This window comes from Pseudomonas sp. KH_046_2 (genome assembly GCF_057838985.1).
Window position 1 is genome coordinate 5594249 of the sequence record NZ_CM174480.1, and the last position, 19844, is coordinate 5614092.

The 19844-nt window shown below is 62.5% G+C and carries 15 protein-coding genes; 10 read left to right on the plus strand and 5 right to left on the minus strand.

Going from position 1 to position 19844, the window contains the following annotated elements:
- Positions 1-60: 60 nt before the first annotated feature.
- The 5 genes from AC3IX1_RS25470 to AC3IX1_RS25490 all read left to right on the plus strand — a co-directional run bounded on the left by AC3IX1_RS25470 (position 61) and on the right by AC3IX1_RS25490 (position 4214).
- Positions 61-651: a DUF2796 domain-containing protein gene (locus AC3IX1_RS25470; protein WP_489386254.1), complete on the plus strand. Its 591-nt coding sequence runs from the start codon at positions 61-63 to the stop codon at positions 649-651.
- A 136-nt stretch (positions 652-787) separates the two neighbouring features.
- Positions 788-1498: an ABC transporter ATP-binding protein gene (locus AC3IX1_RS25475; RefSeq protein ID WP_489386255.1), complete on the plus strand. Its 711-nt coding sequence runs from the start codon at positions 788-790 to the stop codon at positions 1496-1498.
- A gap of 1 nt (position 1499) precedes the next feature.
- On the plus strand, positions 1500-2765 hold the full coding sequence (locus AC3IX1_RS25480) for an ABC transporter permease (RefSeq protein WP_489386256.1): 1266 nt from the start codon (positions 1500-1502) through the stop codon (positions 2763-2765).
- Between the two features lie 11 nt (positions 2766-2776).
- Positions 2777-3295: a DUF3299 domain-containing protein gene (locus AC3IX1_RS25485; RefSeq protein ID WP_150755399.1), complete on the plus strand. Its 519-nt coding sequence runs from the start codon at positions 2777-2779 to the stop codon at positions 3293-3295.
- 220 nt (positions 3296-3515) lie between these two features.
- Positions 3516-4214 (plus strand): OmpW/AlkL family protein, encoded by a 699-nt coding sequence (locus tag AC3IX1_RS25490; protein WP_008053850.1) that lies wholly within the window; start codon positions 3516-3518, stop codon positions 4212-4214.
- A 199-nt stretch (positions 4215-4413) separates the two neighbouring features.
- Here AC3IX1_RS25490 and AC3IX1_RS25495 read toward each other — a convergent pair whose 3' ends face one another.
- Both AC3IX1_RS25495 and AC3IX1_RS25500 read right to left on the minus strand, forming a co-directional pair.
- Entirely contained in the window at positions 4414-5343 is a 930-nt protein-coding gene (locus AC3IX1_RS25495) for an NAD-dependent epimerase/dehydratase family protein (protein WP_489386257.1), read from the minus strand.
- Complete coding sequence (locus tag AC3IX1_RS25500; protein WP_489386258.1) at positions 5336-6220, minus strand: sugar nucleotide-binding protein; 885 nt, start codon at positions 6218-6220, stop codon at positions 5336-5338. The genes AC3IX1_RS25495 and AC3IX1_RS25500 overlap by 8 nt, the downstream gene beginning before the upstream one ends.
- A 231-nt stretch (positions 6221-6451) precedes the next feature.
- On the opposite strand from AC3IX1_RS25500, the gene AC3IX1_RS25505 reads away from it, so the two are divergent.
- Positions 6452-10759, plus strand: coding sequence for a DNA glycosylase AlkZ-like family protein (locus AC3IX1_RS25505; protein ID WP_489386259.1), 4308 nt, complete (start codon positions 6452-6454; stop codon positions 10757-10759).
- Between the two features lie 61 nt (positions 10760-10820).
- Here the strand turns inward: AC3IX1_RS25505 and AC3IX1_RS25510 are convergent, their stop codons facing one another.
- Positions 10821-12950: a mechanosensitive ion channel family protein gene (locus AC3IX1_RS25510; protein ID WP_489386260.1), complete on the minus strand. Its 2130-nt coding sequence runs from the start codon at positions 12948-12950 to the stop codon at positions 10821-10823.
- A 205-nt stretch (positions 12951-13155) separates the two neighbouring features.
- On the opposite strand from AC3IX1_RS25510, the gene AC3IX1_RS25515 reads away from it, so the two are divergent.
- The 4 genes from AC3IX1_RS25515 (at position 13156) to AC3IX1_RS25530 (ending at position 17580) form a co-directional block, all read left to right on the plus strand.
- On the plus strand, positions 13156-14367 hold the full coding sequence (locus AC3IX1_RS25515) for an MFS transporter (protein WP_489386261.1): 1212 nt from the start codon (positions 13156-13158) through the stop codon (positions 14365-14367).
- A 186-nt stretch (positions 14368-14553) separates the two neighbouring features.
- Positions 14554-15318, plus strand: a complete 765-nt coding sequence (locus AC3IX1_RS25520) for an endonuclease/exonuclease/phosphatase family protein (RefSeq protein WP_489388790.1) — start codon at positions 14554-14556, stop codon at positions 15316-15318.
- On the plus strand, positions 15315-16607 hold the full coding sequence (gene clsB / locus AC3IX1_RS25525; protein WP_489386262.1) for a cardiolipin synthase ClsB: 1293 nt from the start codon (positions 15315-15317) through the stop codon (positions 16605-16607). Before AC3IX1_RS25520 ends, clsB begins: the two co-directional genes overlap by 4 nt.
- Positions 16594-17580 carry a lysylphosphatidylglycerol synthase domain-containing protein gene (locus tag AC3IX1_RS25530; RefSeq protein ID WP_489386263.1) on the plus strand — a complete coding sequence of 329 codons (987 nt, stop codon included), beginning with the start codon at positions 16594-16596 and terminating at the stop codon, positions 17578-17580. Before clsB ends, AC3IX1_RS25530 begins: the two co-directional genes overlap by 14 nt.
- A gap of 138 nt (positions 17581-17718) precedes the next feature.
- On the opposite strand, the gene AC3IX1_RS25535 is transcribed toward AC3IX1_RS25530, so the two are convergent.
- The gene (locus AC3IX1_RS25535; protein WP_489386264.1) at positions 17719-18477 is read right to left on the minus strand and encodes an alpha/beta hydrolase family protein; all 759 of its coding nucleotides are present in this window, start codon (positions 18475-18477) and stop codon (positions 17719-17721) included.
- The gene (locus AC3IX1_RS25540) at positions 18467-19576 is read right to left on the minus strand and encodes a DUF3182 family protein (protein ID WP_489386265.1); all 1110 of its coding nucleotides are present in this window, start codon (positions 19574-19576) and stop codon (positions 18467-18469) included. The genes AC3IX1_RS25535 and AC3IX1_RS25540 overlap by 11 nt, the downstream gene beginning before the upstream one ends.
- Positions 19577-19844: the final 268 nt, after the last annotated feature.

Genomic DNA, 19844 nt, shown 5'->3' on the forward strand with positions numbered 1-19844 from the left:
CCGCGCTTATGTTATAAGATCACATAACACATTCTTCATTTTACTTTTCGGAGACTCGTCATGCGTCGTCTGCTTCTCGCCCTGCCGTTTGCCATGTTGCCGCTGGCTGTCGCCCATGCCGCCGACGAACACGATCATGAGCATGGCAGCCTGGATGCCCACGAACATGGCGTGGGACGCCTCAATGCGGCGCTGGACGGCAAGACACTGGAACTGGAACTGGAAAGCCCGGCCATGAACCTGGTGGGTTTCGAGCACGTCGCCACCAGCGATGCGGACAAGGCTAAAGTCGCTGCCGCACGTGCTCAACTGGAAAAACCGCTGACCCTGTTCAACCTGCCGAAAGCCGCCGGTTGCGTGGTGGAGAACCAGGAACTGGAAAGCCCGCTGTTCGGCGACAAGCCCGATGCCGACGATGATCACGATGAAGACGCCAAGGACGAAGACGGCCACGAACATCATCATGATCACAGCGAAATCCACGCTCACTATCAGTTCACTTGTGCCACGCCGGCGGCACTGAAGTCGCTGGACCTGGCGAATATTTTCACCAGTTTCCCGGCCACCCAAAAAATTCAGGTACAACTGATCGGCCCGAGCGGGCAGCAAGGGGTTGATGTGACGGCCAAGGCTGCCACCCTGAAATTCTGAACTCACCGAAGCCCCCCTGTAGGAGCGAGCCTGCTCGCGATGAGGCCAGCACATTCAACATCAATGTGACTGTAAGACCGCTATCGCGAGCAAGCTCGCTCCTACAAGGGCTCACCACCAACCAGACCGGTTTCACATGACCCAAGCACTCATCGAACTGTCCGACCTGGGCTTCAGTTGGCCCGGTCACCCGCCATTGCTGGACATCCCGGCGTTTCGCCTGGAGCGCGGGGAAACCCTGTTCCTCAAAGGTCCCAGCGGCAGCGGCAAGACCACCCTGCTCGGCCTGCTCGGCGGCGTGCAAAAACCTGATCGTGGCAGCATCCGCCTGCTCGGCCAGGAACTGACGCAACTCTCGGCAGGCGCCCGCGACCACTTTCGCGTCGATCACACCGGCTACATCTTTCAGCAGTTCAACCTGCTGCCGTTTCTGTCGGTGCGCGAAAACGTCGAACTGCCCTGCCACTTCTCCAGACTGCGCGCCGAACGGGCGAAACAACGCCACGGCAGCGTCGACAAAGCGGCCGCCACGCTGCTCGCCCACCTGGGGTTGAAGGATGCAAACATCCTCGGTCGCCGCGCCGACTCGCTGTCCATCGGCCAGCAGCAACGGGTCGCGGCCGCACGTGCGTTGATCGGTCAGCCGGAACTGGTGATCGCCGACGAGCCGACCTCGGCCCTCGATTACGACGCCCGCGAGAACTTCATTCGACTGCTGTTCGCCGAGTGCCGCGAAGCCGGTTCGAGCCTGTTGTTCGTCAGTCATGACCAGAGCCTGGCGCCGCTGTTCGACCACAACCTGTCGCTGGCCGAACTCAATCGCGCCGCCACCCCGTCCGAGGTCTGAGATGTATCTGTTTCGTCTAGCCATGGCCAGCCTGGCTAACCGCCGCTTCACCGCGATCCTCACCGCGTTCGCCATTGCCCTGTCGGTGTGCCTGTTGCTGGCGGTGGAGCGCGTGCGCACCGAAGCCAAGGCCAGTTTCGCCAGCACCATCAGCGGTACCGACCTGATCGTCGGCGCCCGCTCCGGCTCGGTGAACCTGTTGCTGTACTCGGTGTTCCGCATCGGCAACGCCACCAACAACATCCGCTGGGACAGCTTCGAACACTTCGCCAGCAACCCGAGAGTGAAGTGGGCGATCCCGATGTCCCTCGGCGATTCCCATCGTGGTTATCGGGTGATGGGCACCACCGAGGCCTACTTCGAGCATTACCAGTACGGTCGCCAGCAGCACCTGCAACTGAGCGATGGCCGCGCCTTCGAAACCGATCCGTTCGAAGTGGTGCTCGGTGCCGAAGTGGCCGAGGCACTGCACTACAAACTCGGCGACAAACTGGTGCTGGCCCACGGCGTGGCCGCGATCAGTCTAGTCAAGCACGACGACAAGCCGTTCACCGTGGTCGGCATTCTCAAACGCACCGGCACACCGGTAGACCGCACGCTGCACATCAGCCTTGGCGGCATGGAAGCGATTCACATCGACTGGCATAACGGCGTACCGGCCCGGGGCGAGGGACGCATTACGGCCGATCAGGCGCGCAACATGGACCTCACGCCGCAAGCGATCACCGCGTTCATGCTCGGTCTCAACAACAAGATTTCGACCTTTGCCCTGCAACGTGAGATCAACGAATTCCGTGGTGAGCCGATGCTGGCGATCTTGCCGGGCGTGGCGTTGCAAGAGCTGTGGAGCCTGATGGGCACCGCGGAAAAAGCCCTGTTCGTGGTCTCGCTGTTTGTGGTGCTGACCGGGTTGATCGGCATGCTCACGGCGATTCTCACCAGCCTCAACGAGCGCCGCCGGGAAATGGCGATCCTGCGCTCGGTGGGCGCACGCCCCTGGCACATCGCGACGCTGTTGGTGCTCGAAGCCTTTGCCCTGGCGCTGTCGGGCGTGATCGCCGGTGTAGCGTTGCTGTATGTGTGCATCGCGGCGGCCCAGGGTTATGTGCAGGCCAACTACGGCCTGTTCCTGCCGCTGTCCTGGCCGAGCGAGTATGAATGGACGCTGCTCGGTGGCATCCTGATCGCCGCGCTGCTGATGGGCAGCGTGCCGGCCTGGCGCGCCTATCGCCAATCCCTGGCCGATGGCCTGTCGATCCGTTTATGAGGACGTTGAGAATGCCCCGCGCTGTACTTGCGCTGTTGATGCTGGTCGCCCTGCCCCTGTGGGCGGCCCAACCAAAAGACCTGACCTGGTCGGAGATGATCCCGCCCGACGCGCCGAAAGAAGTGCCGAACATGACGCCGCTGCACGATCTGTCGCAGATGAGCAGCACGCTCTCGGCAGAGTCGGCGCCAGCAGCCAGACAGGACATGCCCAACGCACCGGTGGTCAAGACCCTCGACGGCCAGAACATTCGCCTGCCGGGTTACATCGTGCCGCTGGAAGTGAGCGAGGAAGGACGCACCACGGAGTTCCTGCTGGTGCCATATTTCGGCGCCTGCATCCATGTGCCGCCTCCGCCGTCGAACCAGATCGTGCACGTCAAGAGCGAAGTCGGCGTGAAGCTCGACGAGTTGTATCAGCCTTACTGGATCGAAGGCGCGTTGCAGGTCAAGGCGTCCACCAGCGAGTTGGCGGATGCCGGGTATCAGATGGAGGCGGACAAGATCTACCTGTATGAATTGCCGGAGTGAGTCCGGCAGTCATGTAGCGTCTGATCGACAGCCATCGCGGGCAAGCCCGCTCCCACAGGCTTTGCGCAATCCTGTGGGAGCGGGCTTGCCCGCGATGGGGCCATCAAAAACAACACAAGAACCACTCATCCCCCACTTTCATTGAGCTGCATCAAAAGACCGAATAGTTAGCCGGCTTACCATTGGACATCAAAATTTTTAACGCCCTCTGGAGCCCCCCATGAACAAGTCCATGCTCAGCGCTTCGCTGGTTGCCCTCGCGCTCGCAGCCCCGCTCGCCCACGCCTTCGAGGCCGGCGATATTCTCCTTCGCGCTGGTGCAATCACCGTCAACCCGGAAGCCGACAGCTCCAGCGTCAAGGTCGATCAAGGCCCGCTGGCGGGTGCCGACCTGGGCGGCAAGGCGACCATGAGCAGCGACACGCAACTGGGCTTGAACTTCGCCTACATGCTCACCAACCACTTGGGTATCGAGCTGCTGGCGGCGACACCGTTCGAGCATGACGTGAAACTCAAAGGCACCGCCCTGAGCGCCGCCAACGGCAAACTCGGCACGCTCAAGCACCTGCCGCCGACCTTGAGCCTGGTGTATTACCCGCTGGATCCGAAGTCGGCCTTCCAGCCGTACGTCGGCGGCGGCATCAACTACACCTATATCTACGACGAACACGTTGGCAGCCAGGCGCAGTCCGCCGGTTTCAGCAACTTCAAGGCGGAAAACTCCTGGGGCCTGGCGTGGCAGGTCGGTGCCGACTACATGCTGACCGACAACATCATGATCAACGCTCAGGTGCGCTACATCGACATCGATACCCGCGCCACTGTCGAGAACAACTCGATTGCACCCGGCACCCGGGCACGTGTGGACGTCGATGTAGACCCGTTCATCTACATGGTGGGTCTGGGTTACAAGTTCTAAAGAACGTTCACGTGGTGGTGAATGAGGCTTGGTGGCGAACAGACTAAATACTGACGGCGACTGCTTCGCAGTCGAACGGGACGATGCGGCGATCCGACAAGCTCCCTCGCCACAGGAATTGCACAAGCTGTAAGTAAATTCCGGCCGTGAAAAAGGCGCCTGTAAAATGGCGCCTTTTTCATGTCCGCATGGAAGCGATCTATCGCCCCAGCAACCGCGCCAGCCCTACACGCATCGGTGTCTGCTCCGTGGTACTGAAGCGTTCCAACAGGCGCTGGTTGTTCGCCCGGGAGTGACGAATGTCACCGGAGCGCGCCGGGCCGTAACTCACCGGTGGCAGCTTGCCGACCACGGCTTCGAGCGCTTCGAGCATCTGCTTGAGGGTCGTCGCCTGATTCCAGCCAACGTTGACCGCTCCGACTTCGACCCGGGGCATCTCGATGGCCTGCACCAGCAAGTCGACCAGATCTTCGACGTAGACAAAATCCCGGGTCTGCTCACCATCGCCGAACACAGTGATCGGCAAGCCCTTCACTGCGCGCTCGCTGAATATGCTGATCACCCCGGAGTACGGCGAGGATGGATCCTGGCGCGGGCCGAAGATGTTGAAGAAGCGGAAAACCACCGGTTCCAGCGCATGCTGGCGGCGGTAGAAGTCGAAGTAATGCTCGCTGGCCAGCTTGTCCACCGCGTAAGGCGTCAGAGGCGCCTTTGGCGTGTCTTCGTCGATCGACTCACCTTCGCCATTGTTGCCATACACCGCCGCGCTCGAAGCAAACAGCACGCGTTTGACCCCGGCCTGGCGCATGGCTTCGCAGACGTTCAGCGTGCCGATGAAGTTGCTCTGGTGCGTGCGCACCGGATCGTCCACCGAGGCCTGCACCGAAGCCACGGCGGCGAGGTGCGCCACGGCGCGGCAACCGGCCATCGCCCGGGCGACCAAAGCCGCATCGGCCACGTCGCCGACGATCAGTTCGACCCTGGGATTGTCCAGCGGCAGATTGCTGCGCTTGCCGGTGGACAGGTCATCGAGAATCCGCACCGCATGGCCCTTGGCAAGCAGCGCGTCAGTCAGGTGTGAACCAATGAAACCGGCACCACCGGTGATCAAAACGGGGCCGTCAGCCATGTCGATAGAACCTGTCCAGTAGACCGGGAAGCGCCGCACGCCAGGCGCGCGGTTTGATTCCGAAGGTGTGCAGAATTTTTTTGCAGGCCAAGACCGCGTGTTGCGGCTCTTCGGCGGCATCCGGACGCGCGGCGTGGGCCTGGGCGGTCGGGGCTTCGATGGCCAGTGGATGCAGGCTGCGGGCTTCGGTCAGAATCGCCTGCCCCAGCGCCAGCGGCGTGGTCGCCTCATGCCCGGCGTAGTGGTAGGTGCCCCACAGCGGCGCGGCACAATCGAGTTGCTTGAGTACTGAAATGATCACGCGGGCAGCATCGTCGACCGGTGTCGGATTGCCCCGTCGGTCGTCGGCCATCAGCAGTTCTTCGGGTTGTTCGGCACGAGCGAGGAAGCGACCAAGGGTGCCATCCGGGCTGTCGTCCAGCAGCCAGCCGAAACGCAGCAGCACGTGTTGCGGGCAGGTGGCGCGAACGCTTTGCTCGATCCGCCACAAGGCCTGACCCCGCAGGCCCAGGGGCACCGGTTCGTCTTTTTCGCTGTAGGCCGTGGCGCGGGAGCCGTCGAACACGCGATAGCTGGAAGGTTGCAGCAGAACGATGTTGTGGTGCTGGCACAGTTCCGCCAGACGCTCGATCGCGCGCTCCTGGCCGGCCAGGCGCGATTCGCTCACTGCCTCGGCCTGAAACCAGTCGAAGTAGTAGGCAAGGTTGATCAATGCATCGGGACGGGTGTCGTCGAGCAATTGTGTCAGGCTCGCGGCATCCCAGCCGTCTTGCGGCGGGCGGGGGGCGAGGAAACCGATGTCTTCCTCCGCACCGAGGCGAATCAGCGCCTGCCCAAGGGCATTTCCGCCGCCCAGTAACATAAGGCGCATTCGCATAGAGTCAGCAGGCCCAGTCTGATTGAAACGATGGCTTTATCGACACCGCCCCCAGGCGATGTCGTTGATAATTGCCGGAATCGTTGCATTTTGCGGGTTTAGTGCGCAACCGTCACCCGTAAAGTGTAGATGCCTGAGTTTTGCAGTGCTGCCACTGGCCCCCTCGCCACAGGTTTACCGGCCAGCCAGTGAGACTTGCATCTTGCGCCCCCCACCCGCATAAATTGCTGCATGAACCTGCCCCTCCCCGCAGACAGTGCCCTGAGCGGCTTTCACCCTGCCGTCAGCGCCTGGTTCAGCCACACGTTCCCGGCGGTCACCGCCGCCCAGGCCCGGGCGTGGCCGTTGATCCGCCAACGCCGCTCGACCCTGGTCGCCGCGCCCACCGGCTCCGGCAAGACCCTCACCGCCTTTCTCGCCGTCATCGACGACCTGGTGCACCGCGGCCTGGAAAGCCCCGAAGGCTTGCCCGACGCCACCCTGGTGGTCTACGTCTCGCCCCTCAAGGCGCTGTCCAACGACATCCAGATCAACCTGCAAAACCCGCTGGCCGGCATTACCGAGCAATTGCGCGTGATGGGGCTGCCGCAATTACAGATCAGCACCGCCGTGCGCACCGGCGATACACCGCAAAAAGACCGTTCGGCAATGCGCAAGACTGCGCCGCACATTCTGGTGACCACGCCGGAATCCCTGTATGTGCTGCTCGGTTCCGATTCCGGCCGGCAGATGCTCGGCACGGCACGAACGGTGATCGTCGATGAGATCCACGCCATGGCCGCCAGCAAACGCGGCAGCCACTTGGCACTGAGCCTTGAACGCCTGCAAGCACTCTGCCAGGAGCCACTGCTGCGCATCGGTCTGTCGGCCACGCAAAAGCCCATCGAAGCCGTCTCGCGCTTCCTTGTCGGTCGCGACCGCCCGTGCGAGATCGTCGACATCGGCCACGCCCGCCCCCGCGATCTGGACATCGAAGTGCCACCCGTGCCGCTATCGGCCGTGATGGCCAACGATGTCTGGGAACTGGTGTACGACCGCCTCGCCGCCCTCGCCCGGGAACACCGGACCACGCTGATTTTCGTCAACACCCGGCGCCTGGCCGAACGCCTGAGCCGGCACCTGAGCGAGCGCCTGGGCAAGGATGCCGTGGCGGCCCACCACGGCAGCCTGGCCAAGGAATTTCGCCTGGATGCCGAGCAACGACTCAAGCGCGGCGACCTGCAAGTGCTTATCGCCACGGCGTCGCTGGAACTGGGGATCGACATCGGCGACGTCGACCTTGTGTGCCAGATCGCCTCGCCGCGTTCGATTGCCGGGTTTCTGCAGCGGGTCGGCCGTTCCGGGCACCAGGTCGGCGGCACGCCCAAGGGCCGATTGTTCGCCACCACCCGCGACGACCTGATCGAATGCGCCGCGCTGCTCGACTGCGTGCGCCGGGGCGAACTCGATACCTTGCTGATCCCGCAAGCGCCGCTGGACGTGCTGGCGCAGCAGATCATCGCCGAGGTCAGTTGTCAGGAATGGTCGGAGCAAGCGCTGCTGGATATGCTGCGCCATGCCTCGCCCTACGCCGCACTCGACGACAAACACTATCAGGCGCTGCTGCAGATGCTCGCAGAGGGTTACAACGGGCGTCTGGGCATCCGTAGCGCCTACCTGCACCGCGATGCCGTGAGCCGCACCCTGCGCGGTCGCCGGGGCGCGAAACTGACGGCGGTGACCAGTGGCGGGACCATTCCGGACAACGCCGACTACAGCGTGCTGCTGGAGCCTCAAGGGCTGAACATCGGCACTATCAACGAAGACTTCGCGGTGGAAAGCATTGCCGGGGATATCTTCCAGTTGGGCAACACGTCCTATCGGATCCTGCGGGTGGAAACCGGCAAGGTCCGGGTCGAGGATGCCCAGGGCCAGCCGCCGACCATTCCGTTCTGGCTCGGTGAAGCACCGGGGCGCAGCGCCGAATTGTCCGCGGCGGTGGCGCGCTTGCAGGCACAACTCGACGACCTGCTGGGGGCTGCGCCAGGCAACTTGCAGCCAGCGCTCGACTGGCTGACCGAGACCCTGGGCCTGAACCTCGCCAGCGCCGAACAACTGGCGGACTACCTTGCCCGCGCGCGGCAAACACTGGGTGCCCTGCCTTCCCAAGACACGCTGCTGATGGAGCGTTTTTTCGACGAGTCCGGTGGCACACAACTGATCATTCACACGCCGTTCGGCAGCCGCATCAACCGCGCCTGGGGCCTGGCCCTGCGCAAGCGTTTCTGTCGCACCTTCAACTTCGAATTGCAGGCCGCCGCCAGCGAAGACGCCATCGTGCTGTCGCTGTCCACCAGCCACAGTTTTGAACTGGACGACGTCTGGCGCTACCTGCACAGCAACAGCGCCGAACACATCCTGATCCAGGCCGTGCTCGACGCGCCGCTGTTCGGCGTACGCTGGCGCTGGAATGCCGGCGTGGCCCTGGCGCTGCCGCGCTACAGCGGCGGGCGCAAAGTCCCGCCGCAGATCCAGCGGATGAAAAGCGAAGACCTGATCGCCAGCGTGTTTCCCGATCAGATCGCCTGCGTGGAAAACCTCGCTGGCGAACGGGAGATTCCCGACCATCCGCTGGTGGAACAGACCCTCGACGATTGCCTGCACGACGCCATGGACACCGAAGGCTGGCTGGCCTTGTTGCAACGCATGGAACGCGGCGACATTCGCCTGATCAGCCGCGACTTGCCGGCACCCTCGCCGCTGGCGGCGGAGATTCTCAGCGCCCGGCCCTATACCTTTCTCGACGATGCACCGCTGGAAGAACGCCGCACCCAAGCGGTGCTCAATCGGCGCTGGAGCGACCCGCAGTCCACCGACGATCTCGGTGCCCTGGACGCCGAGGCGATTGCCTCCGTGCGCGACGAAGCCTGGCCGACGCCCTCCGGTGTCGATGAAATGCACGAGGCCTTGATGGGCCTGGCGTCCATCACCAATGCCGAAGCCGGCGCCAATCCGCAGTGGCTCGACTGGCTCACGACCCTGGCCGACAGCGGACGCGCGAGCCGTTTGCAGATCAACGCGGGGCAATCGTTGTGGCTGGCACTGGAGCGCCTGACCTGCCTGCGGGCGATTTATCCACAGGCCGAATTGACGCCACCGCTGCAAGCGCTGCCGGACTTCGACGAGGCCTGGGAACCCGACGACGCCGTCCTCGAACTGATCCGCGCACGGCTCAGCGCCTTCGGGCCGCTGACGCTCGATCGCATTGCCGAACCACTCGGCTTGCCCGCTGCACAAGTCAACCAGGCCCTGGCGCAACTGGAGCGCGAAGGCTACGTGCTGCGCGGTCGCTTCACTCCGGGCACTGCCCGGGAAGAATGGTGCGAGCGGCATTTGCTGGCGCGGATTCACCGCTATACGGTCAAGCGCCTGAGCCGGGAAATCGAACCGGTGGCATTGCAGGATTTCATGCGATTCCTGTTCGACTGGCAGCATGTTTCGAACGCAAGCCAGGGTCAGGGCGCGGCGGTACTGCCTGCCGTCGTCGCGCAATTCGAAGGCTACCCCGCCGCCGCTTCAGCCTGGGACAGCGACATCCTGCCAGCGCGGATCAAGGACTACTCGGCGACCTGGCTGGATGAGTTGTGCCGCAGCGGCAGACTGGTGTGGACGCGCCTGACTGCGCACAACAAAAGCACCAGCACCGCGCTGCGCAGCACGCCGATTGTGTTGCTGCCGCGCAACCGGGTCGGCCTCTGGAGTGGCTTGACCGAGCAGACGCCGGTCAGCGAACTGTCGCCGAAAACGCAAAAGGTCCACGCCGCTCTCAGTCAGCATGGCGCGCTGTTTTTCGATGAACTGATCCATGAGGCCCACCTGCTGCGTTCGGAGCTGGAAATCGCCCTGCAGGAACTGGTGGGCGCAGGGCTGGTGAATGCCGACAGCTTCGCCGGATTGCGCGCACTGATCACCCCGGCCAGCAAGCGCCAGCCGCGCAACAGTCGGCGTGGACGTGGGGCATTCATTGGTGGCATGGACGACGCCGGGCGCTGGGCCCTGTTACGACGCGTGCCTGCCGCGCCAGCGGTGCAAAACCAGCGGACGCCTGCCGAAACCCTCGAACACATCGCCATGACCTTGCTGCGCCGCTACGGCGTGGTGTTCTGGCGCTTGCTGGAGCGTGAGGCGGACTGGTTGCCGAGCTGGCGCGAACTGCTGCGTACTTTCCATCGCCTGGAGGCACGTGGCGAGATTCGCGGCGGGCGGTTTGTCAGTGGTCTGGCGGGCGAGCAATTCGCCCTGCCCGAGGCGATCCCCTTGTTGCGGGAGGTGCGGCGTCGCCCCCATGACGGCAGCCTGGTCGCGGTGTGCGGGGTCGATCCGCTGAACCTCGCCGGCACGCTATTGCCCGGCGCGAAAGTCCCGGCGCTGGCGAGCAATCGGCTGGTGTATCGGGACGGGTTGCCGGTTGCTGCCGAGATTGCTGGCAAGCCGCAGTTCTGGGGGGAGCTGGATCAGCACGGTGGTGCCGAGGTGCGCAACAAACTGATCCGGCATTGAGGTTGTCTGGTCTGGCGCCTTCGCGAGCCTGCTCGCGATGAGGCCAGCACGGCCAAAAAAACTATTGAGACCGCGGCCGATCCGGCATCAGCACCGCCGAGTGATCCGGCTCATGCCCTGCCTCGGCTGGAGGTTCGACCAGATGCCTCGGCACCAGCGCCTGCTGTGGATAAGTCTGCGCGAAGTTCACCCACGGGCAGTTATCCACAAGCTTTTTCAAACGCTGGTTGAAGGCCCGGCTCACCGCATATTGGCCACCGGACACCGTACGGAATTGCGCGGTCAGCACCACACCGTTGAGGTCCATCTTGTCGACGCCGAACACATCCAGCGGCCCTTGCAGGTTGTAGCGCAGGAACGGGTCGCTACTGATGGAGTGCCCCGCCTCGCGGATCAGTTCGATTGCCTTGTCGACATCGGTGTCGTAAGTGAACTGCACCGAGAAAAACGCATAGGCGAATTGCCGCGATTGGTTGGTCACCGCCTTGATCTGCCCGAACGGCACCGAGTGCACGAAGCCCTTGCCGTCGCGCAGGCGCAAGGTGCGAATGGTCAGGCCTTCGACGGTACCTGCGTGACCGGAATCGAGCACCACCCAGTCACCGATGGACAATGTGTCTTCGATGATGATGAACAGCCCGGTAATCACATCCTGCACCAGTTGCTGGGAGCCGAAACCGATCGCCAGGCCGATGACCCCGGCACCGGCCAGGAACGGTGCGACGTTGATCCCCAGGTTGGCCATGGTGGTAATCGCGCAAATCACCACCAGGATGATTTTGATCGCATTGCGTAGCAGCGGCAGGATGGTTTTCACCCGCGTACTCGGCTGGCGCGCCGAGCGCTTGTTGGTCGGTGGTTTCAGGGCTTCCTGAATCGCCGTGTCGAGCACCACCCAGACCATCCAGGTCACCAGCAGGATCAGACCGATGTGGCCCAGGGAATCACTGATCGCCCGGCCCACGGCATTGGTCACTGCGAATTCGAACAGCGACACGCCCCAGATCCGCCCGAGGATATCGATGAACACGATGGCCATGCCGATGCGCAGCAAGGCATGGGACAAGTTGAGAAAACGCTCCTTGTAGGCGCCGTTGCGGCGCAGGTCCGCTTCGCTGCGCGCCTTGAACAGATGGTGCAACGTAGTGCTGAGAAACACCGTGGCAATCAGCAATACCGTAGTGAACAAGGCGCTGCGCAGCACTCTCTGGTTGTCCGCCCCGGCGCCGATCAGGTTGATGATCGAAACCAGTACCATCAACAGGATCGGCCAATACCAGAGCCCGGAAAATATCCGCAGGGTTTCACGCAACGCCGGCTGACTGAGGCGCTGGGCCAGCGGCAGGATGCGGATCACATGGGCCACCGGGCGACGCATGCGGATTACCAGCAAGCCGAAGGAAATCGATGCTGCCAACCCGGTGAACACGGCGATGCTGCTGGTGAGATTGTTGCCCAATTGATGGGCGATCTGCGGACTGGTCAGGGCATCGCTCAGTGCCACCAGAAAGCCGATGCCGAACAACGGCCTGGGACTCGTCTCGCGGATGATCTGCACCGCCCGCCGCTTGTGCCCGACATTGAACACCACCACCAGCGACAGCACCAATGACGCGGCAAATATCCCCGCGCTGGCGGCATAAGCCAGACACAGCGCCAGCGCCCGACCGGCCGATATCGGCAAAAACTGGCTGGCATAAATCGTCAACGGCAGACTGACAACCGCCGCAAGGGTGTAGGGCAGCACGTAACCGAGCAACGCCTGGCCCCGTTCACGACTGAGCAGCAGACGGTGCTCGCACAGGCGCCTGGCGGCCAGCCGCCCAAGCAGCCAAAGCCCGGCAAAAACAGCCGCCCACACGCAGCTCAGCAGCAGGAAATCGCTGGCGACGCTCCAGGGTGAACGGGCCGAAGGCTGATTGACCAACTGATCCACTTCATCGACCGCGAGGTCGGCACGCAGGCGCCAGGCGTCGACCAGGTTTTCGTTGAGATCGAGTTTGGTCTGGACCTCGTCGATGCTCGAACTGATGGCCCCCAACAATCCGCCTTGCACCAGCGGTTCGGGGTGGGCCGGCGGCGTCGCGGCGGTCGCGGTGACCGGCAGCCCCGGTATCGCGGCGGCTTCCAGTTGCTCGCTGCCCACAAACAGCAACGCTCCCAGCAGTATCGCGGTCTTGAGCCTGATCAAAGCACCCGCTCCTTTGGCTGTGTCTGTATGGAACTGATCGAGAAATACCGGGCAAGTTCGGATATAGCTCCCTCGCCACAGACTAACACCCGCGCTCGCGATCTTTGCGCCCAAGGCAAATATCAAATGTCCATCCCTGTATTTTTCTGACCGAGCCAAATCCCGACACTGCGCTCCATCACATCATTGCACCGGAGTTGCAGCCATGCCCATTGCCCTGCTCGCGCTGACCCTCAGCGCCTTTGCCATCGGGACGACCGAATTCGTCATCGTTGGCCTGTTACCCACCATTGGCACCGACCTCGGCGTCAGTCTGCCATCCGCCGGGCTGTTGGTCAGCCTGTATGCCCTTGGCGTTGCCGTCGGCGCCCCGGTGCTGACCGCCCTCACCGGCAAGGTTCCGCGCAAGTTGCTGCTATTGTCGTTGATGGTGCTGTTCACCCTCGGCAATCTGCTGGCGTGGCAAGCACCGAGCTACGAGTCGTTGATCCTCGCACGGATCGTCACCGGCCTGGCCCACGGGGTATTTTTCTCGATCGGTTCGACCATCGCCACCAGTCTAGTGCCGAAGGAAAAAGCCGCCAGCGCGATTGCCATCATGTTCACCGGCCTGACCGTGGCGCTGGTCACCGGCGTGCCGCTGGGGACATTCATCGGCCAGCATTTCGGCTGGCGTGAAACCTTCCTCGCCGTTTCGGCCCTGGGCGTGATCGCCTTCATCGGCAGCCTGATCTACGTGCCGAAAAATATCGCCCACAGCAAACCCGCATCGCTGTTGCAGCAATTGCAGGTGCTCAAGCAACCGCGCCTGTTGCTGGTGTATGCCATGACGGCCGTCGGCTACGGCGGCTCGTTCATTGCCTTTACTTTCCTCGCACCGATTCTTCAGGACCTCTCCGGCTTCAGCGCCGGCACCGTCAGCCTGGTGTTGCTGGTCTACGGCATCTCCGTGGCCGTCGGCAACATCTGGGGCGGCAAACTGGCAGACAAGCGCGGCCCGATCAGCGCCCTGAAAATCATCTTTGCCCTGCTCGCCGCCGTGTTGTTCGTGCTGACTTTCACCGCCGGCAATCCGTGGCTGGCGCTGGCCACCGTGCTGTTCTGGGGTGCGGTGGCGTTCGGTAACGTGCCGGGGTTGCAGGTGTATGTGGTGCGTCAGGCTGAGCATCACACCCCGCAGGCGGTGGACGTGGCGTCCGGCCTGAACATCGCGGCGTTCAACCTCGACATTGCCGGTGGCGCCTGGGGCGGTGGCTTGATCGTCGCCCACATGGGGTTGATTCACACCGCGTGGATCGGTGGTCTGGTGGTGTTGGTGGCGCTGGCATTGACCGCATGGAGCGGACGTCTTGATCGCATTGGCCCGGTGTATGCCGAACCGGCTGAGGGCTCTGCCCACGTTGTAACAAGTCACTAATAAACCCTGTGGGAGCGAGCCTGCTCCCACAGTTGCTCGGTGGTGCTCTGTAGAAAATGTACCGTCCGTAGCCCCATCGAAACTTTCGCCGCCGCCCCAGGGTCATCCATAGACAGGAGCCGTCAGGCGGGAGACGACATGACAGCGAATCACACCGATATTCCCGCACACTCGAACGCAACCGAGATGCGGGTACAGGGTGCGTCCGTCACTTGTCATTTCACCGTGCTGACGGTCAACACCCACAAAGGTTTCACCGCGCTGAACCGGCGTTTCATCCTGCCGGAACTGCGTGAAGCGGTGCGCAGTGTGTCTGCCGATGTGGTGTTTTTGCAGGAAGTCCACGGCACCCACGAGCAGCATCCCAGGCGCTACACCAACTGGCCGGCGATGCCACAATACGAATTCCTCGCCGACAGCCTGTGGCCTCAGTTCGCCTATGGCCGCAATGCGGTGTATCCGGCGGGCGATCACGGCAATGCGTTGTTATCGAAGTTCCAGATCATCCGCCACGACAACCTCGACGTGTCCTTCAGCGGCCACGAGAACCGCGGGCTCTTGCATTGCGTGTTGCGCCTGCCCGGCGACGGCCAGGAGGTGCATGCGATTTGCGTGCACCTGGGGCTGCGTGAAACCCATCGCACCGCGCAACTTAAGCTGCTCGCCCAGCGCCTGGACGCCCTGCCGGACGACGCCCCGGTGATAGTCGCCGGGGACTTCAACGATTGGCGCCAGCGCGCCGATGCATTACTCACGCCCAGCGGTTTGCGTGAAGTCTTCGCCGCGCACCATGGCAAACCGGCGCGCAGTTTCCCCGCGCGCTTGCCGGCATTGCGCCTGGACCGCATCTACGTGCGCAACCTCAAGGCCAGCCATCCGCGAGTGCTGACCTCCCGGCCCTGGTCGCACCTTTCCGACCACGTCCCGCTGTCGGTGGAGATCGAGCTATGAGCAGCCAGTCGATGGAAAAAACCACGCTGGAACACATCCCCGCTCCGCCCACCCGAGAGCCGACAGCGGTCGATGTCGAATACGGCTGGCAAGGCAGCAATCGGGTCGAGTTGCTGGAGAACGGTGAAGCGTATTTTCCGCGGGTGTTTGAAGCACTGCGCCGGGCGCAAAGTGAAATCCTGCTGGAAACCTTCATTCTGTTTGAGGACAAGGTCGGCAATGAGCTGCAACAGATCCTGATCGAAGCCTCTCAGCGCGGCGTGCGCACCACCGTCAGCCTCGACGGCTTTGGTTGCGGCGAGCTGAGTACCGGGTTCCTCACCGCCCTGACCGCCGCCGGTGTGCACCTGCAAATATTCGACCCGGCACCGAAACGCCTGGGCATCCGCACCAACTGGTTCCGGCGCCTGCACCGCAAGATTGTGGTGGTCGATGGCAGCGTCGCGTTCGTCGGCGGGATCAACTTTTCCGCCGATCACCTGGCCGACTTCGGCCCCGAGGCCAAACAGGATTATTCCGTAGAAGTGCAAGGCCCGGCCGTGGCCGATATCCATCACTTTGCCCTGCTGCAATGCGGTCGCCCGGTGCGCGCCAAATACTGGTGGCAACGCCGTCGGCTGCGGCGTTCGGAACTGGCCTCCAGCGATCACGACGGCCAGGTGCGGCTGGTGTACCGCGACAACGGTGAACACCCGTCCGACATCGAAGAGGTTTACCGCCTGGTGTTGCGCCAGGCACAGCGCCGAGTGGTAATCGCCAACGCCTACTTCTTTCCCGGTTTCCGTCTGTTGCGAGAGATCCGCAACGCGGCCCGCCGAGGCGTGGATGTGCGGCTGATCCTGCAGGGCCAGCCAGACATGCGGGTGGCCAGGCTCGCCGCACGCATGACCTATGACTACCTGCTCAAGTCAGGGGTGAAAATCTACGAATATTGCGACCGACCGCTGCACGGCAAGGTCGCCTTGGTGGACGAGGACTGGAGCACCGTCGGTTCCAGCAACCTCGACCCGTTGAGCCTGTCGATGAATCTCGAAGCCAACTTGCTGATCCGCGACCAAGCCTTCAATCGTCATCTGTTCGATCGCCTGGAAGACCTCAGCGACAACCATTGCAAGGCCATGTCTCCCGACATCGCGCCACGAGGTCGTGTCTGGCACATGACCATCGGTTTTCTGGTGTTTCACTTCCTGCGGCATTTCCCGGCATGGGCCGGTTGGTTGCCGGCGCATAAACCTCGCCTGAAACCCTTCCCTCCTCCGACCGGGAGCGCTGACCATGAACCGCGCTGAACCCAACACGGCAACTCACGCCAATAGCCCTGGCAAGTCGCACTGGAGCCGCTGGAAACGACCGCTGACGATGCTGTTTTTCCTGATGCTGATCGTGCTGTTCACGATGCTCGCCCAGCGCCTCGAATGGAGCGAAGTATTCGATAACCTGGCCGATTTCAAGGTGCGCACACTGATCATTGCGTCGGGGCTGACCCTGGTGAGTTTTCTGGTGTACGCCTGCTTCGACCTGATCGGTCGCACCTACATCCGCCAGAACCTGACCTGGAAGCAGATCCTGCCAGTGGGGATCATCAGCTACGCCTTCAACCTGAACCTGAGCGCCTGGGTCGGCGGCATCGCCATGCGTTACCGGTTGTACTCGCGGCTAGGGGTCAGCAAGAGCAACATCGCGAAAATCCTCGGTCTGAGCCTGGCGACCAATTGGTTCGGTTACATGGTCATTGCCGGCGCCATGTTCAGCAGCGGGCTGGTGCGCATGCCGCCGGGCTGGAAGCTCAGCAGTAGCGCGCTGCAAGGCGTGGGGGTTTTGCTGTTGCTGTTGAGCGCCGGGTACCTGGCGGCGTGCCGGTTTGCCAAGCGTCGGGAGTGGGCGATTCGCGGCATCGAAATCGACCTGCCGTCCTTGCGCATGGCAGTGCTGCAACTGGCCCTCGGGGCCCTGAACTGGTCGCTGATGGCGGCGGTGATTTTCACCTTGCTGCCGAGCAAACTGGACTATCCACTGGTATTGGGCGTGCTGTTGATCAGCGCCATCGCCGGGGTCATCACTCACATCCCGGCCGGGCTCGGCGTGCTGGAAGCTGTATTCGTAGCGTTGCTGCAACACGAGGTTTCGCGGGGCAGCCTGGTGGCGGGACTGCTGGCCTATCGAGCGATTTATTTCATCCTGCCGCTGTTGATTACCCTGTTGATGTATTTGCTGGTGGAGGCCAAGGCCAAGGCGCTGCGGATAGAGAAAAAACCCAAGTGATTTTGTGCTGGTTGTGAAGACGCCTTCGCGAGCAAGCCCGCTCCCACAGGGTCTGTTGGTGGATGCAGATTCTATGTACACCCTCGATCCATGTGGGAGCGGGCTTGCCCGCGAAGGCGCCCGCAAACACACCGCAAATCACTGGGATTGAATAATGCTCAACCGCTCCCCCACTACCATCTCGGTAATCCAGCCGACAAGGATCGAGGTGTAGGCCTGCTGCGAAACCGGGTCGCTCAAGGCGTGGTCGGCGCCATCGATGATGCGATGGGTCAGCGAGTGAGTCTGCTGGCATGCCGCGCGGTAACTCATGATCGTCGCGTGGGGTACGTAGTCGTCGGTCTCGGACTGTACCAACAGGACATCCCCGGTGAATTGTGAGCAGGCATGCAAGGCACGATTGCTGTCGGCACGCACCAGGGTGCTTCGGTAATCACGCAGATCCAGCTTGTCCAGGTCGCGTTTCGGCGCGTGCCATTGCTCGTCGCGATACAGCGCCGGCACCCGCAGCGCCAGCCAGCGCACCGGCCTCAGCGAAGTCAGGATCGAGGCCAGATACCCCCCGTAACTGGTGCCGACCACGGCAATCGCCGAGGTATCGAGAGCCGGGTGCGCGAGCAAGCGGTCATAGGCTGCCAGCAAGTCTCGCAAATTGTCTTCCCGGGTCACTCGGGACAATGGTATGCCGGTGCCACCGGTGTGCCCGCGCAGGTCGAAGGTCAGGCACACGCACCCCAACCCGGCGATACCTTTGGCGCGCTCCAGATCCCGCTCCTGACTGCCGCCCCATCCGTGCACAAAGAGCACGCCGGGGACTTTCGATTTGGGGCTCAGGAAGGTCCCGCTCATCTGTTCGTCGTCGATGTCGATCTGAATGGATTCGCTTCTAGCCGTCATAGGATTTAACCGTTACGTACTTTAGGAGAAAGTCACTGCTCTGCGCCGGCCCGCGATACACCTCGATGGCGTTTGCCGGCAACGGCTGATCGATGTAGGTTTCCACCGAAGACACACGAATCGCAGGCATCCTGGGATCGTTGACGAAACTCTGCAAGGCCGCCACCTCGGCGCTGCTGGCACCACCCATGCGCCAGGATTGTTCGAGCACGCCGCTGCGTTGATTACCGTCGCTATCGATGCCCTGGGCGATGTCGTAGTTACGGCGTGACGCATAGAAACGCGGATAGGCTTCATCCGCGGCGCTGTCGAACACCTGCGCCTGCTTGATAGCCACCCGTACGTCATCGGCCAGGTCCAGCTTGAGTAAATCGTCGTAGCCGCCCTGCACCACCAACAGGTTCGAGCCGCCATACACCTCTTCGCCCTCTGCATCCTTGGTCAGGTATTGATCACCGCAGTAACTCAGCACCTTGTCGCCGATGAAACTCTGACCAACGCTGTGGGTGATCACTTGATCCAGGTCCTGCTCCAGTACCACACCCTCGCTGAAGGTTGCCTCAGCCTCGGGCCTGGCCAGAATTTCATCGAACTCGTCGAGGCTCTGGATCACTTCCTGACCACGTCCGGCGCAAGCGTGTATCGGCTTCAAGCGAACGGGCCCGGTATACAACAAATGCTCCGCCGCCGGACGCGCATCCTTCAGGGAGAACACGCTGAGTCCGTCGAGCACCACGCTGCGCACCCGCTCGGAAAACAACGGAGCCCAGCCAGGCGGAGCATGGGCGTGGCGGTTGAGCAATCCGTGGCTGATGGCCTTGGTGCAGATGAAGTCGTGGTCGACATAACCGCCCCACAAATCCTCCGGCCCCTTGACCCCCAGTTGCCGGGCAATCGCAGTGCCCACCAGGGTCTGGGTTGGCAACAGGTAGAGGTCCCGCCCGACATGCAACTGCGGGTCGTAACTGCCGCCGTACTTGAGCCCCAGTATCTGCGCCAGCCAGCGGGCCAGCGCACGGTTGGTTTCAACTTCGTGCAGCGGCGCATCGGCGAGCACCGAATGGGAGACCACCAGTTTCCTGCGGTTTGTTGGGGTCATGCATCCCCCTTCAATCGACGATTGATGAATGTAGCTGAAGGGGTGCAGAGATCAGGCCAAGCTGCCCTGAAGGGAAAGGGTTTTCAAATCAGCCTGTTGCGCAGAACGTGATGGCATGTGGCCTGTTTTATTCTGCACGACGCCCGTTGATATTCCGGCATTTTGCACGATTCCAGCCCACACACCCGACCCTGTGGGAGCGAGCTTGCTCGCGATGAGGGAATGACATTCAACATTTATGTGGCTGACACACCGCTATCGCGAGCAA

What these genes read in the sequence shown, in the direction of transcription:
- AC3IX1_RS25475 (WP_489386255.1), top strand. Translation starts at nt 788, where the DNA reads ATGACCCAAGCACTCATCGAACTGTCCGACCTGGGCTTCAGTTGGCCC.
- AC3IX1_RS25490 (WP_008053850.1), top strand. Translation starts at nt 3,516, where the DNA reads ATGAACAAGTCCATGCTCAGCGCTTCGCTGGTTGCCCTCGCGCTCGCA.
- AC3IX1_RS25530 (WP_489386263.1), top strand. Translation starts at nt 16,594, where the DNA reads ATGAACCGCGCTGAACCCAACACGGCAACTCACGCCAATAGCCCTGGC.
- AC3IX1_RS25495 (WP_489386257.1), bottom strand. Translation starts at nt 5,343, where the DNA reads ATGGCTGACGGCCCCGTTTTGATCACCGGTGGTGCCGGTTTCATTGGT.
- AC3IX1_RS25480 (WP_489386256.1), top strand. Translation starts at nt 1,500, where the DNA reads ATGTATCTGTTTCGTCTAGCCATGGCCAGCCTGGCTAACCGCCGCTTC.
- AC3IX1_RS25540 (WP_489386265.1), bottom strand. Translation starts at nt 19,576, where the DNA reads ATGACCCCAACAAACCGCAGGAAACTGGTGGTCTCCCATTCGGTGCTC.
- AC3IX1_RS25485 (WP_150755399.1), top strand. Translation starts at nt 2,777, where the DNA reads ATGCCCCGCGCTGTACTTGCGCTGTTGATGCTGGTCGCCCTGCCCCTG.
- AC3IX1_RS25535 (WP_489386264.1), bottom strand. Translation starts at nt 18,477, where the DNA reads ATGACGGCTAGAAGCGAATCCATTCAGATCGACATCGACGACGAACAG.
- AC3IX1_RS25505 (WP_489386259.1), top strand. Translation starts at nt 6,452, where the DNA reads ATGAACCTGCCCCTCCCCGCAGACAGTGCCCTGAGCGGCTTTCACCCT.
- AC3IX1_RS25470 (WP_489386254.1), top strand. Translation starts at nt 61, where the DNA reads ATGCGTCGTCTGCTTCTCGCCCTGCCGTTTGCCATGTTGCCGCTGGCT.
- AC3IX1_RS25500 (WP_489386258.1), bottom strand. Translation starts at nt 6,220, where the DNA reads ATGCGAATGCGCCTTATGTTACTGGGCGGCGGAAATGCCCTTGGGCAG.
- clsB (WP_489386262.1), top strand. Translation starts at nt 15,315, where the DNA reads ATGAGCAGCCAGTCGATGGAAAAAACCACGCTGGAACACATCCCCGCT.
- AC3IX1_RS25520 (WP_489388790.1), top strand. Translation starts at nt 14,554, where the DNA reads ATGCGGGTACAGGGTGCGTCCGTCACTTGTCATTTCACCGTGCTGACG.
- AC3IX1_RS25515 (WP_489386261.1), top strand. Translation starts at nt 13,156, where the DNA reads ATGCCCATTGCCCTGCTCGCGCTGACCCTCAGCGCCTTTGCCATCGGG.